Genomic DNA, 13490 nt, shown 5'->3' on the forward strand with positions numbered 1-13490 from the left:
TTACCGTAAATATTCTGTATAAACGTCAATGTCAGCTCCCCATAATACATTTGCTAAGTGTGAAGATGGCGCAGTTGCCACTTCTCGGTACGAGCGATCAATATAAATATGCTCTGCTTGCGGAAATTCTTTTCGAAACTGTTTCCTTAACTTTTCTCCAGCATCATCAGCATCCACTAGTACATACACTTCCTTATCAAAAAACTGATCAATGAGCTCATCCATTTTCGATAAACCAATTGTACCATTTGTACAAACAATTTCCACCGGTTCACGAATAATAGATTCAATCTTTCTTCTATCTGATTTACCTTCTACAATAATGACTTTTTCCACATAAATCATATGTCATCACCCGATCACCATATACTATACAACCTTTAACTTAGTATATAGTATATTCGTTATTTTCATGTTGTTTCCTGTTTATTTTTGCAAAAGAAAAGCGCAAGCGGCTCGTTCAGATTACGAAGCCACATGAAACCTTACCGAAAAACGTTCATTCCCATAATAGCTTATTCATTTACACTCGATTTTAAATGTATTATGTAACACAAAATAAAAAAGGACAGCACAAAGGCTGTCCTTTAGTCGACTATAATTAGTCTTGGTTTGTCATTTCTGCATATTTTTCTGCAGTTAATAATTTCTCAACTTGGCTTGCATCAGAAAGTTCAACTTTAACCATCCATGCACCCTCGTATGGAGATTCGTTAACTAGTTCTGGTTGGTCACTTAATTCTTCGTTTACTGCTACAACTTTACCACTTACAGGTGCGTATAATTCAGAAACTGTTTTAACAGATTCTACGCTTCCGAATGGCTCGTCAGCTTCGATTGTTGCACCTACTTCAGGAAGTTCAACGAATACGATATCGCCTAACTCACCTTGCGCAAAATGAGTAATACCGATAACAACCGCATTACCTTCTGTTTTTACCCATTCGTGTTCTTCAGAGTAACGTAAATTATTTGGAATGCTCATGACTGTACCTCCAGTGAATGTATTAATTATGTAAAAATACCTTATTGGTACTTTTTCCACACACTTTCAAACTGCTCTTCGTTAAAACCAAGTGTTACACTCGTTCCATCTGTTACAACTGGACGTTTAATTAACATGCCATCAGATGCTAAAAGCTCATACATTTCGTCTTCGCTTGCATCCTTTAACTTATCTTTTAAACCAAGTTCGCGGTAACGCATTCCACTTGTATTAAAGAATTTTTTTAATGGTAATTCACTTTTCTCATGTAAATTACGTAAATCTTCTTTTGACGGTGGATTTTCAACAATATGAATCATCTCATATGCTACATCGTTTGCCTCAAACCATTTCTTTGCTTTTTGACATGTGCCACACTTTGGATATGAATAAAATGTTACTGTCATAAATTCACCTACTTTTTTACTAACCTTTACCTTTATCATATAGAAAACGTTTTATTATTTCAAACGATTATTCGCTAAACTTTTACTTATTTCGTGATAATTTTTAATAATCCTGCAAATTTTTCTTATTTTTCCGCCATTTATTAAGAAAAAATAAATATATAATTTTTTTAAATTTTTTTCTCATCCCACGCCGAACATATATCTTAAACAAACGTTTGATTAACTCCCTATTTTTCTTTGTTAACCCTTGAATTGCATCGGTTTCTTTCTACCGAACATACACCTTAAACAAACGTTTGATTAATTTCCTACTTTTCTTTGTTAACCTTTGAGTTGCATCGGTTTCTTTCTACCGAACATACATCTTAAACAAACGTTTATTTAACCATTTCAGCCTATAATCACAGAACCCGGAAACACTTTAAATGACAAAGGCGTACAGATAAAAGGAACTAACGATTTTGGCCGTAATAGTGAGAGTATTCCATGATGTTGAAGAAATTACTGCAAAGAAAAAAGACGCATTTAAATGGATGCGTCTTTTGGAGATGTTTCTTTTGTGAAATCATATAAAGCAATTGCGCCTAAAATAACCAATATACTTTCAGGGGCATCTAACAAAATAGTTCTCCAAGTTTCTGAGACTACCCATTTAATACCTGCCGCTGATTCGAGATATGCTTGAAAATAACTGATTGTAAAATCAATTACACATAAACATACAAGTAATGTTAGACCAAATCGAATTAATTTCTTGTTTTTAAACATATAACACCTCTCAAAATTCATTGGATATTTCTGATTTTAGTTCGTTATATACAAAAATCCCTATATTTAATTTTAACATAGAAAATATCCAAATAAATACAATATGTACATTTGCATATTTCATGAATATTGAGGAACTACTTTTAATAAAAAAGCCCTACTAGTGTAGGACAAAATAGCTTTAGCAATCCCAACAAGTAATCGCATAAATAACAGAATCAGTTGAACCACCATATAGACAATCCCAGCTCTTGAAATAAGGGAAAATCCCTGTTCCTGGCCACCGACCATAATGAATAACCCGCCGCATAACGCTACAACGGATGCAATAGCACCGACAGGTAAGAAATTACTGCAAAGAAAAAGCCATGTATACACATGACTTTCATAGCATAATCACTTCTATATTCAATACAAATTAAAGTGAATTATATTTCTTTACTTTTAAAGGAATAGATATTACATATAAATCTATAGCATAAGTAATAATCAAAATCCCTTTTCCTTCATCAGCAAATTTTGCTTGCAGAAACTTTTCTGAAACTTTCCTTTTTCTCCATCTCTTTGGAAGGTATTCGAATCCTAAGAACATAATAATAGCCCGATACTCATTAACTTAACTACTTTTCTTTTTTCCATGATATTTCAAATTCTCCACCATGTTCTTCTGTTATAATTTTAACTTTATATGTATCATCTTTAGACACTTTAATATTATTTTTACTGTTTCCACTATTAACTTCCAGTATTGTATTATCATTTGAATCTAAAACATAAGCCTTTATGGTTCCTTGCTTCGTTTTATCATCAAAGATAAATATCCAGCTTTCACCTTTTTTTACATCCATATCTTGAGTTGCAAAACCTGTGAAACTTTTATACTTTCCATCTATACTATTTGAACCTCCATGAACCTTACCACCAACAATCGTTCCCTCTCTTGTAAAACAACCACTAAGAACTACCAAACATAGAACAAATAATAATGTATTTTTAATAGTTTTCAACATCATTCCCCCCTTATCCTCACAATACATATCCTCTTATTTACATTTTTTCTTTCATAAAGAAAAATGGATCTTTGTCCCCGTAAATAACGTAATGAATGTTGACAATCCCCTTGTTAGAGTACCATATTAAAAATAAAAAGGAGTAATAAGCAATGGATATTAAAATAGTGGATATATCAGAAAAATTATTAGATGGATATAAAGTTTTAGTTCAAGTAGATAGCAATCCATTTATCGCTGAGTGTGATGGGGATAAGCCAGAAAAAAACGAAAACTATAATGTAGAAATACATATAGATGATGAATTTATATGGAATACAAATATAACCTTTTCAGATAAAAATGCAAATGCAATAATTCAGAATAGTAAAGGCTTTAAAGTAATTGCTAAGCTAGATTATAACAGTGAGGATAACTTAGCAACACTAAATATCTACGATAGTATCATACTAATTGATTTAGAAGGAATTGAGCAAGATATAACAAATGAATGGGTAGAAATGCAGTGCACTTCAATTAAGATATTTAATACTAATTTTTAACAGAAATCCATTACATAACTATGGCATAGTCGTTATGATGTAGTGAGGTATAGAAAGAGTAAGCGAGTATATAAATAAACATGTTTATATGCATATGAATATCCTACTGCAATTCCTGCTCAAGCAGACGCCACTAACCATACCTTAGCCACTCATAACCGCAAGTCCAGTCTCAACAGGAACGCTTATTGGCCATAATGAAGCTAAAGCTGCTTGCATACTTGCCCACAAACCAATACCAATCGCAAGGGGGGAGATGTGGAACTAACATTATCATCCCTTGATAAAACGAGCTAATACTCGATGCGCTTTATTAAATTTTATAATTAAATCTGCAATAGCTGATATAAAATTATAAATCGGTATCATTACAGCCGCGAATGCATCTGGCATACGTTGTAAAGCTTGCGTGAGCTTCTCAATCACATTGTTATATGCTTCTACATAAAAAAATAAGAAGCCTCGTTTACAGGCTCCTTCATCATCTATTCAAATAATCTGCAATTGTTTGAAATACTACGATATACATATTATGAATACTTTCTTCTGTATTTCCACCATTCGATAAACCAACTGCCCATTGTTGTCCTTCACCACTTCCGATATTTGCAAAACCTTGCGTATACATAGCATTTACATCTTTTCGTGCACTGTTATACTCTATCCCTTTTGTAATAAAAGTTGAATATGATTTATCTTGTAAACCAATAAAAAACACTGGTTTCTTTAGCGATGAAAATACATCTTTATACTGCTCTGTTGAGGCTTCTTGAAAGTGATCTTTCATTATTAGAAAACCATCCACTTCCTTAGATTTCTTTTCCAATTCCTCTAACTTCACATTTTCAAACTTTATATTTCTAAACGTATCTTTCGGCTTTTCTCCAATAACTCCAATTACGAGTGCTCTCCCGTTATATTCTAATTTCTCTCCTTCTTTATCCTTTGCACACCCAGCACTCACTAGGCATATCAATATAAAAAATAAGAAATACGATAAACGCTTCATTTAGCACCCTCCCCTTCTTTTAAGTCAAGTGACGAAAACGTAAGGTTAATTCAAGAAAATGTAAGTAAAATCGATAGCTCAAATGACATTTCTATATTATAATCAATTGAATTTACTTACATTACTAAACATAGGAGATTATCATGAAGAAATTTAAACTTTCATCTTTTCTTCCGTTAAGTTATATACTTCTACTCGTACTCGTAAGTCCCCTTTACGATGTATTAAATAAATCTACTGTACACGCAGTAGATGTCACAACTGTAGTAGATGATTGGATTCCATTTGTGAAAGCATTTATTATTCCTTATTTACTTTGGTTTCCTTACTTATACGGCGCACTTATTTATTATTGCTTTGCAGATCGAAAACAATATTATGTCACTTTAAGTAGTATAATTTTTGGAAAACTTGCTTGTTTTTCTATTTATTATTTTTGGCAAACAACTGTACCACGTCCAACAGTCGTTGGATCAGACGTATTTTCCGAACTAGTCCGCTATATTTATAGTATCGATCAGCCGGTAAACTGTTTCCCTAGCATTCACGTTCTTACTACCTTTGTGATTATGCTAGCTGCCTTTAAACGTAGAGAACAACATGCTTTTGAATATTATATTCTTACCTTCTTCGGTACGCTTATTATTTTATCAACGCTATTTACGAAGCAACACGCATTTGTAGACGCCATTTCTGGAATGACGCTTGCAAGCATACTTTACTTCGGCGTTCAGCTTTTATTAGCAAAAGAAACTGTACGTGTTCCAGTAAAACAAAATCACAAAATGTAAAAAGCAGACTGTGGCTTCCAGTCTGCTTTTCTCTATATAAAATTTAAGATTGCGGTACAGTCATATCACCAGAATGAATACGACCTGCTTTTTTAAGAGCAATGTAAAGTATATAAGAAACAGCTACTGGAATGATGATATAAGTGATTACCATCGCTGGGACAACTTCCCATCCTTCGCTAGAAATTAAATTAATTGGTGCGATAAGAGAACTTAATCCAAGACCTGCAATTTCTTTTCCTGCTTCCAGTTGGAAAATTAATGCAGATACTGGACCAACTATAGCACTGGCGACGACAGTTGGGACGAGAATCATTGGATTTTTAGTGATATTTGGCAACTGTACTTTCGGAGTACAAAGCGCTTGAGCTAATATACCGCCTAAATTATTTTCTTTCGCTGAGATTACAGAGAATCCGATAAACTGAGCAACGCAGCCTGCAAGAGCAGCACCACCTGCAACACCGTCTAAGCTAAGTGCGATCGCTAACGCAGCTGATGAAGCTGGAGAGATAAGTAATAGTCCCCAAACGACTGCAATAACAATAGAAGCGATGAACGGGCTACCAGCTGAACTATCTTTAATGAATGCTCCAACTGTATTTAACACAGGAGTAATATTATGAGATAACCATATACCGACTAAACCAGAACCTAATATTGCTGCAAATGGAACGAGCATCATATCTAACGCAGTTTTTCCGCTTAAACGTTTACCAATATATACAGCTAAAGTTGCTGTTAATAATGCACCGATTGGTTCACCTGTTTTAATGATTAGACCCGCTTCAGTAATGGAAATGGATCCGGCACCAATCGCTCCAGCTACCATAGCCGAGAAAATTACAAGACCATTTGCACCGAGCATAAAGGCAATTCCGGCACCAATGGCTGGTGCCATAAGTGATTTTGCAACAACCCCGATTGTAATAAGCATTGGAATATCAACAATTCTTCCTATATTTTCGATTAGTAAACCAATTCCAAGGGATACGAAAATACCTTGTGCGATTCCAGCTGATGCTTTAAATACACGAGACATTATATATTCCTTCATTTGTTTCACCTTCTCCTATAAGTTAGTAACCAATTGTTTTCATATAATCACGTAAAATATCGTTTGATTTTGCGAATCGAGATTCTTCATCCTCTGTTAAATTTAGTTCTACAATTTCTTTCATACCATCTCTAGTAATAATAGCTGGCACTCCTGTACAAATATCATATTCACCATACTCACCATCTAAAATGGCTGATACAGCAATTACACGGTGATCATCATTAAAGATTGAGCTCGCAATATACGCTAGAGAATTTCCGATTCCGTAATAAGTAGTACCTTTTCGTTTATAAATTTCCCATCCAGCTTTTGCAGTCTTCTCAACAATTTCATCTAAATCTATTTCACCAAATTGGTCTTTTTTCTCTTCTAAAATTTGTAGAATCGGCTTTCCACCAACCGCTACGTGAGACCAAGCAACCATTTGAGAATCACCATGTTCTCCTAGAGAATACCCATGAATACTACGAGGATCTACATGTAACATTTCAGATAAAATTGTTCTTAAGCGAGAAGAATCTAATGATGTACCAGTACCGATCACACGATTTCTAGGTAATCCAGATAATTTCCACACTTGATATGTAATAATATCAACTGGGTTCGATGCAAGTAAGAAAATACCATCAAATCCACTTTCCATTACGCCTCCAACAATACTTTCCATAATCTTCGCACTCGCTCCTAAAGTATCTAAGCGACTTTGTCCAGGTTTTGGTGCTGGTCCTGCTGTAATAATAACGATGTCCATATCTTTGCAGTCTTCATAGCTTCCTGCATATACTTTTGTTCTTGTATTTGTAAAATTAATGCAGTGTGATAAATCCATCGCTTCCCCAACTGCACGTTCATGATTTATATCAATTAATAATAGTTCTTCGCAAATGCCTTGATTTACAATGGAATATGCACAACTTGATCCAACTAATCCAGTACCGATAATTGCAATTTTTCTTGTATTTCTTTTCATAGCAATCTCTCCTAATTGATCATATAATCTATTTCTTTTGTTCTTTACACTCCTCATTATATAGATTCCCACGATATAAACCATGGATACTTTGTGAATCATTGAGCAAACTTTTTGTCTTTTTTGTGAATTGTTATATTCCATTTTCGTCATATTTGTTACAACTGGAAAAATATTTATTATATATTTATTGACATATATAAAGTGAAACCTTAATCACCCTTCACCAATTGTACTTTTACGGGACAAAACAAAAAAACGAGCGACTTCATTCGCCCGTTTTTTCATCCCATTATTCTGCACTTAATTGGCCTTTTAATTGCTGTACAATCATTGGGTTAGCAGGTGCAGCTGGCTTATAATAACTCTTTTGCTTTGCGTACTCATACATATTACGTTGACGCATCTCATCTTGATTACGAATTTGGATTAACGTTTGATGTAACTGTTCATTATCAGACTGAGAAATATAATTTGCATAACTTGTTAAACTTGCATTTAATCCTGCTAAATAATCGTTTACCATATCTTTTTCATTCATCTGTCGTTTCCTCCTATCCTAGGAAAGTCATTAATTGCTGTTTCGTATTTCGTGCATCTTGCGCATCCTTTTGTAACATTTGTTTCAGTTGTGGATCTGTACAAGCCTGTGCATACTGGTCTAACTTATTAATAATTGTTGCATGTCCACCAATTAAATGGCGTAAGTTTTCTACTTCAAGCTCTGTTAAATTTTGCATAGAATACTCCTACCTTTCTTTATTCGTTCACTGTTAGTATTTAGCTCTTTTTTGATTGTATACATGAATTAACTTTTTCACGTGCATACAAAATAAAAGATGAATAGCTAAGCCATTCATCTTTTATACTGGTTATGTATTTATTTTTATAGAGACACAATCATACTTATACTCACAAGTAAGTTCCATACAATGTGTAAAACAATACTAGGTATAATAGATTGCGTCTTTTTGTATAACATTGCAAATACCATTCCCATAATCGTTGCCGTAATCAGAAGACCTCCATGAAGAATTCCAAAAATGAAGGAAGAAATAATGATACCAACTAAAAAATTATATTTCTTTTCTAAAAATCGATATAAAATACCTCGAAATAGAATTTCTTCTTTAATCGGTGTAATTATAGCAACACTTAACACATATATAATACTTTGTATGCTATTTTGAATCCCTAAGCTCCCTAATTGTTCCTTCTGTTCTTCTGCACTTTCAAAACTAAACACATGTAACATTAAATATTGTGATAACGCAATGACTATAAAACCAATTAATAGATATAAATATGTCTTCCCATTCTTCAAAACGGATACATCCCAAATAGATTTAATAAAATGAAGAACTGGTTTATAAGCTAGTAAAACGATAGCAACAACAGCTGCATCTATTAAAAGGAAATAGTACCCCTCTAAATTATCACGCAACGCTTCCTCACCATAAATCCCCAAAGCCAAACCAAGGAATAATCCTCCCAGAAGTAAGAATCCTAAAATGGTTGCTATCATTACAAATAGATTTTTATATGTTATATTCTCTATTTTTCTTTCCGCACTATACGCTTCTAACACTGTTTTACTCATAATATTCCTCCATTTGTTTTCATTTCCCTCAACAAAAATCCTTTAATGTAAATATAAAGATAATATAGCAAATCTTTCAAAAGAATAATATGCAATTTTACATATTATGAAAACTTTGTATTCTATAGTTTTAGGAATCAGATTGCTATACAATAATTATTATATGAAGTTTCAAAAAACTTTCTATCCACCATACCCCTCGCATCATATAAAACTTATTAGTTAAAGGAGCAATGACTATGAAAACCCATGAATTCCTTACAGAAATTCAGAAAGGCTCTGAACCTAGTCCCTATCAAGATCCTATCGCATTCAGTTTCGTTTGCTTTTTCTTAGCGATATATACATTTTTCAAACCTGCAAAATAATATCATTTAATAAGAAAGAGCCTCTAAACCATTAGAGACTCTTTTCCATCTAATATCTTCTTTTCAAAACTACAATAGTTAAAGCATACGAACAAAGTACTCCAGCTAATAAAAATGCATTTGCTAACTTATACTCTTCGCCTGTCAATGAATATAGATTCCCGATTAAAAAGATAACTAAATATAGAAATAAAAATACAAATAATGAAATTTTAGCTGCATTCCCTGTAATATGCTCGCCTCTTTCATCTTCCCCTTCATTCTTCTGAAAACGTGTTGAATATAAAACACCTATTATTCCTGCTACTGAGATTATGATCCCTATTACAACACTCATTCCGTTTCCCCCTCTATCTTATATTGAAAAACTTCATGAAACTCCTTACCGAAAATATGTGCAATTTCAAAAGCTAAAATTAAAGATGGATTGTAACGATTCGCTTCAATTGAGGCGATCGTTTGTCTACTTACCCCAGCTTTGTTCGCTAAATCTGTTTGTGACCAGCGCTTTTCTGCTCTAAGTACAACGAGATTATTTTGTAAATTTCCACTCTGTTTCATAACCCCTCCTCTTTTTACATTATTTTCTATATTTTAGTTGTAATTTATTTTTAACATCATGTAAACTATTTTTAACACCAAATGAAACTTTTATCCATCTACCGTTCTTTTGAAATCATATATACTAAAAAACCTTAGAATCGCTTCTAAGGTTTCGGGTTGTCTCGCTTCCTATTCAACCTCTCATTACATGTAATCCTTTAATAAATGTTTCCAATAATACATGTAAACTTGTATCTAAATCTAGCGGCAAACCAAATCCACCCTGCTGTTCAATCGACGCAAATCCATGGCAAATACTTCTGAATCCACGTGTCGCATGAAGTGCATTCTCTCCTTCTAAGCCGTACTGCTGTAAAACCTGAAGACAAAGCTTTACAATTCCGTCACCTGCTTTTCTTACTTCTTCATCTCGTAAAAAGGTTGCTTCATACAGTCCAGGGTGTTTGCGGACGAATGCTACATACGCTTCTCCTAAAGCATGAATTGCTTCATCCATACGTTTACCCTCAGCCGATTCTTCCAGTCTGTTATGCAGCTGTTTTATTCCGTACATACCGAGATTTTTCCGTACATCTTGTAAACCTTTCACATGATTATATAGCGAGGGTGAACGTACCCCTAATGTTTGCGCTAATGAGGCTAACGTTACTTCTTGTATTCCATTTATATCTGCAATTTCTGCTGCTGTTTCTACAATTTTTTGCAATGTAAGTCCGATTCTCGGTGACATAAATTAACCTTCTTTCCTACTTTCTATATTCCGCTTAGCTTCCTTAATAGCAAGTTTTATGACAGTGCCTGGATCCTTTATCATTTTCCCATGTCCTGCCGCAAGCAAGGAAGGCTCATATTCGCTTAACTTCTCTGCACTTTGTAGTGATATTTCTTTGCTCCACGTTGCCATCGCAGGAAACGGAAACCAAAATTTCATTTGTCCCGAAACAGCCATACCTCCTCTTGTTTGGAAGGCATCCCCGACAATAAGAGCTTTATTTCTTACATCAAGGAACGACATGGATCCTGGCGTATGTCCCGGTGTCATAATCGCAAGAAGCGATCCAACTCGGTCGCCATCTTCCAATAAAACATCAGGTACCGTTTTTATCTTTTTAGGTACACCGCCTTTTATCGGCATATTCGGTTCATCCTTTTGTAACTTCGTATCTCCTTCTAAAAGCTTTGCGTCCCGCTTAGAAATATAGACTGGAACATTAGGAAGCACTTCCTTTAATGCGTCTAATGCACCAATATGATCATCATGCGCATGTGTTAATACAATCTTAGTAATTGGCTTCCCTATTTTCTCAGCCACCTGTAAAATTCCTTTCGCGCTATATGGCAAAGCCGCATCAATTAAAGTTAAACCATCTTCTTCCTCGACAAAGTAACAATTCACAGGAAACACTCTTGGCAAAAATGACAATTGGTATACCGTTTTTTCATGTATCACTCTCATATTTCCAGCTCCCTTTCTGAATAAAACTAATGCTATTAGTTTTATTATACTAATGGTATTAGTTTTATGACACTAAAATTTTCATTTTTGCAAAAAAAAAAGAACAGTAGCCGTTTATACGACTACTGTTCTTTACACCTATTAAACTGTGTAACGCTCATCTTCTAAAATTTTCGCAGCAATTTCACGCTTCTTCGGAATTACGTTAAGTGGTGTGTGGCGAGTTAATTTACGTAATGATGATAACATCATGCGCAGCATGTCGCCGTTTTCAACTGCGATAAGTGTTTCTTTCGCATCTGCTTCGATTTCGTTGAATGCTTCTTGACAGAATACTTCAGTGTATAACACTTTTTGTTTATTCTTTTCAAGACCAGTTGTTTTAATTGCTTTTTCTGTACGAAGAACAGCTGACTCCATTGCGTAAAGGTTGCTTACGATATCAGCGATATTCACAAGAATTTCTTGCTCTTTATCTAATGCTTTACCGTATTTTTGAGCAGCTAATCCAGCTACCATTAAGCCGATTTTCTTCGCGTTAGTTACTAAATATTTTTGAAGTGCTAATGGCTCATCGCCTACTTCTTCTGGCATCATCATCATTAACTCTTCTTGTAATTTTTGTGCTTTTTGAAGAAGTGGTAATTCACCTTTCATCGCTTTACGTAAGAACGTACCTGGTACGATTAGGCGGTTAATTTCGTTCGTTCCTTCGAAAATACGGTTAATACGAGAATCGCGGTACATTCTTTCAATCTCGTACTCTGCCATAAATCCGTAACCACCGTGAATTTGAACACCTTCATCTACTGTATAATCTAGTACTTCAGAACCGAATACTTTATTTAAAGAGCACTCGATTGCATATTCAGCGATAGAAGCTGCTACTGCTTTACCGTCCTTTACTTCCTCTTCAGATAATGTGCTCATGCGGCTTTCGAATAAACCTACTGTACGGTATACAGAGCTTTCAGCTGCATATGTTTTCGCTGCCATGTTCGCAAGTTTCTCTTGAATTAATGGGAAGCGAGCGATTGGTTGTTTGAACTGTTGACGTTGGTTTGCATATTGTGCTGAAATTTCTACTGCACGTTTCGCAGATCCAACTGTACCAACACCTAATTTATAACGGCCGATATTTAAAATGTTGAACGCGATAATATGACCTTTACCGATTTCACCAAGTAAGTTTTCTTTCGGTACTAATGCATCTTCTAAAATTAACGTACGAGTTGAAGAACATTTAATACCCATTTTCTTTTCTTCTGGGCTTGTAGATACGCCAGCATATTCTTTCTCTACGATAAATGCAGAGAAGTGCTCTCCATCAATTTTTGCGTATACGATAAATACGTCAGCGAATGCAGAGTTTGTAATCCATTGTTTTTCACCATTTAATACGTAATGTGTACCTTCTGCATTTAAACGTGCAGTTGTTTTCGCACCTAATGCATCAGACCCTGAACCTGGCTCTGTTAATGCGTATGCCGCTAATTTTTCACCAGTTGCAAGTAATGGTAAATACTTTTTCTTTTGCTCTTCGTTACCAAATAAAACGATTGGTAAAGATCCGATACCTACGTGAGCACCGTGAGTAATTGCAAAACCACCAGCGCGAGAGAATTTCTCTGCGATTAACGCTGAGCTTACTTTATCAAGGCCAATTCCGCCGTACTCTTCTGGTACGTCAGCGCCTAATAAACCAAGTTCCCCAGCTTCTTTTAAAAGGCGAACAGAACGATCAAACTCGTGTTGCTCTAAATATTCAAGCTCTGGAAGAACTTCATTTACGATAAAGTCCTCTGTCGTTTTTGCAATCATTTTATGCTCAGATGAAAAATCCTCTGGCGTAAACACTTGATCAATCGTAATCTCATCAACTAAAAAGCTACCGCCTTTAACCGCATTTCCTACTGTTTTTTCCATGAAAATTTCCTCCTTCATATTTTCATAAGCC

General features: G+C 34.7%; 19 protein-coding genes and 1 pseudogene. 2 read left to right on the forward strand and 18 right to left on the reverse strand.

Annotated elements, in window-relative coordinates; all coding sequences use genetic code 11:
• The 6 genes and pseudogenes from NHG49_RS25335 to NHG49_RS25360 all read right to left on the reverse strand — a co-directional run bounded on the left by NHG49_RS25335 (window position 1) and on the right by NHG49_RS25360 (window position 3173).
• Window positions 1–345, reverse strand: a complete 345-nt coding sequence (locus NHG49_RS25335; RefSeq protein ID WP_000640866.1) for a toprim domain-containing protein — start codon at window positions 343–345, stop codon at window positions 1–3.
• Window positions 346–601: 256 nt separating this feature from the next.
• Window positions 602–985 carry a glycine cleavage system protein GcvH gene (gcvH, locus tag NHG49_RS25340; protein WP_088046856.1) on the reverse strand — a complete coding sequence of 128 codons (384 nt, stop codon included), beginning with the start codon at window positions 983–985 and terminating at the stop codon, window positions 602–604.
• A gap of 41 nt (window positions 986–1026) precedes the next feature.
• Window positions 1027–1392, reverse strand: coding sequence for an arsenate reductase family protein (locus NHG49_RS25345; protein ID WP_258126647.1), 366 nt, complete (start codon window positions 1390–1392; stop codon window positions 1027–1029).
• A gap of 528 nt (window positions 1393–1920) precedes the next feature.
• Window positions 1921–2163, reverse strand: a complete 243-nt coding sequence (locus NHG49_RS25350) for a DUF3937 family protein (protein WP_141525236.1) — start codon at window positions 2161–2163, stop codon at window positions 1921–1923.
• A gap of 120 nt (window positions 2164–2283) precedes the next feature.
• Window positions 2284–2493: pseudogene (locus tag NHG49_RS25355) on the reverse strand (hypothetical protein); the annotation flags it as partial.
• A gap of 290 nt (window positions 2494–2783) precedes the next feature.
• Window positions 2784–3173, reverse strand: coding sequence for a hypothetical protein (locus NHG49_RS25360; protein ID WP_141530027.1), 390 nt, complete (start codon window positions 3171–3173; stop codon window positions 2784–2786).
• Between the two features lie 152 nt (window positions 3174–3325).
• Here NHG49_RS25360 and NHG49_RS25365 point away from each other — a divergent pair, with 152 nt between their 5' ends.
• Window positions 3326–3715: a hypothetical protein gene (locus NHG49_RS25365; protein ID WP_088046852.1), complete on the forward strand. Its 390-nt coding sequence runs from the start codon at window positions 3326–3328 to the stop codon at window positions 3713–3715.
• 273 nt (window positions 3716–3988) lie between these two features.
• Here NHG49_RS25365 and NHG49_RS25370 read toward each other — a convergent pair whose 3' ends face one another.
• Together NHG49_RS25370 and NHG49_RS25375 are read right to left on the reverse strand one after the other, a co-directional pair.
• The gene (locus NHG49_RS25370) at window positions 3989–4141 is read right to left on the reverse strand and encodes a hypothetical protein (RefSeq protein WP_002034624.1); all 153 of its coding nucleotides are present in this window, start codon (window positions 4139–4141) and stop codon (window positions 3989–3991) included.
• Between the two features lie 55 nt (window positions 4142–4196).
• Window positions 4197–4724 carry a hypothetical protein gene (locus NHG49_RS25375; protein WP_064476276.1) on the reverse strand — a complete coding sequence of 176 codons (528 nt, stop codon included), beginning with the start codon at window positions 4722–4724 and terminating at the stop codon, window positions 4197–4199.
• Between the two features lie 143 nt (window positions 4725–4867).
• Between NHG49_RS25375 and NHG49_RS25380 the strand changes: the two genes are divergently transcribed.
• Entirely contained in the window at window positions 4868–5515 is a 648-nt protein-coding gene (locus NHG49_RS25380) for a phosphatase PAP2 family protein (protein ID WP_064476275.1), read from the forward strand.
• 43 nt (window positions 5516–5558) lie between these two features.
• Here the strand turns inward: NHG49_RS25380 and NHG49_RS25385 are convergent, their stop codons facing one another.
• From NHG49_RS25385 to NHG49_RS25430, 10 genes are all read right to left on the reverse strand, one after another.
• Window positions 5559–6572, reverse strand: a complete 1014-nt coding sequence (locus NHG49_RS25385) for a PTS sugar transporter subunit IIC (RefSeq protein ID WP_064476274.1) — start codon at window positions 6570–6572, stop codon at window positions 5559–5561.
• 22 nt (window positions 6573–6594) lie between these two features.
• Window positions 6595–7545: an L-lactate dehydrogenase gene (locus NHG49_RS25390; RefSeq protein ID WP_064476273.1), complete on the reverse strand. Its 951-nt coding sequence runs from the start codon at window positions 7543–7545 to the stop codon at window positions 6595–6597.
• 292 nt (window positions 7546–7837) lie between these two features.
• Window positions 7838–8086 carry a spore coat protein gene (locus NHG49_RS25395; RefSeq protein WP_001002991.1) on the reverse strand — a complete coding sequence of 83 codons (249 nt, stop codon included), beginning with the start codon at window positions 8084–8086 and terminating at the stop codon, window positions 7838–7840.
• Window positions 8087–8099: 13 nt separating this feature from the next.
• Window positions 8100–8285, reverse strand: coding sequence for a hypothetical protein (locus tag NHG49_RS25400; protein ID WP_001180550.1), 186 nt, complete (start codon window positions 8283–8285; stop codon window positions 8100–8102).
• A gap of 146 nt (window positions 8286–8431) precedes the next feature.
• A complete protein-coding gene (locus NHG49_RS25405) occupies window positions 8432–9145 on the reverse strand; it encodes a CPBP family intramembrane glutamic endopeptidase (RefSeq protein WP_064476272.1) in 714 nt (237 codons plus the stop codon).
• 417 nt (window positions 9146–9562) lie between these two features.
• Window positions 9563–9850: a DUF2178 domain-containing protein gene (locus tag NHG49_RS25410; protein ID WP_064476271.1), complete on the reverse strand. Its 288-nt coding sequence runs from the start codon at window positions 9848–9850 to the stop codon at window positions 9563–9565.
• On the reverse strand, window positions 9847–10074 hold the full coding sequence (locus NHG49_RS25415; protein ID WP_064476270.1) for a helix-turn-helix transcriptional regulator: 228 nt from the start codon (window positions 10072–10074) through the stop codon (window positions 9847–9849). The genes NHG49_RS25410 and NHG49_RS25415 overlap by 4 nt, the downstream gene beginning before the upstream one ends.
• 175 nt (window positions 10075–10249) lie before the next feature.
• Window positions 10250–10807 carry a TetR/AcrR family transcriptional regulator gene (locus NHG49_RS25420; RefSeq protein WP_064476269.1) on the reverse strand — a complete coding sequence of 186 codons (558 nt, stop codon included), beginning with the start codon at window positions 10805–10807 and terminating at the stop codon, window positions 10250–10252.
• A 3-nt stretch (window positions 10808–10810) separates the two neighbouring features.
• On the reverse strand, window positions 10811–11533 hold the full coding sequence (locus tag NHG49_RS25425) for an MBL fold metallo-hydrolase (RefSeq protein ID WP_064476268.1): 723 nt from the start codon (window positions 11531–11533) through the stop codon (window positions 10811–10813).
• 141 nt (window positions 11534–11674) lie between these two features.
• The gene (locus NHG49_RS25430) at window positions 11675–13459 is read right to left on the reverse strand and encodes an acyl-CoA dehydrogenase family protein (RefSeq protein ID WP_000416287.1); all 1785 of its coding nucleotides are present in this window, start codon (window positions 13457–13459) and stop codon (window positions 11675–11677) included.
• Window positions 13460–13490: the final 31 nt, after the last annotated feature.

The organism is Bacillus sp. IBL03825, assembly GCF_024712505.1.
Lineage (GTDB): Bacteria > Bacillota > Bacilli > Bacillales > Bacillaceae_G > Bacillus_A > Bacillus_A wiedmannii.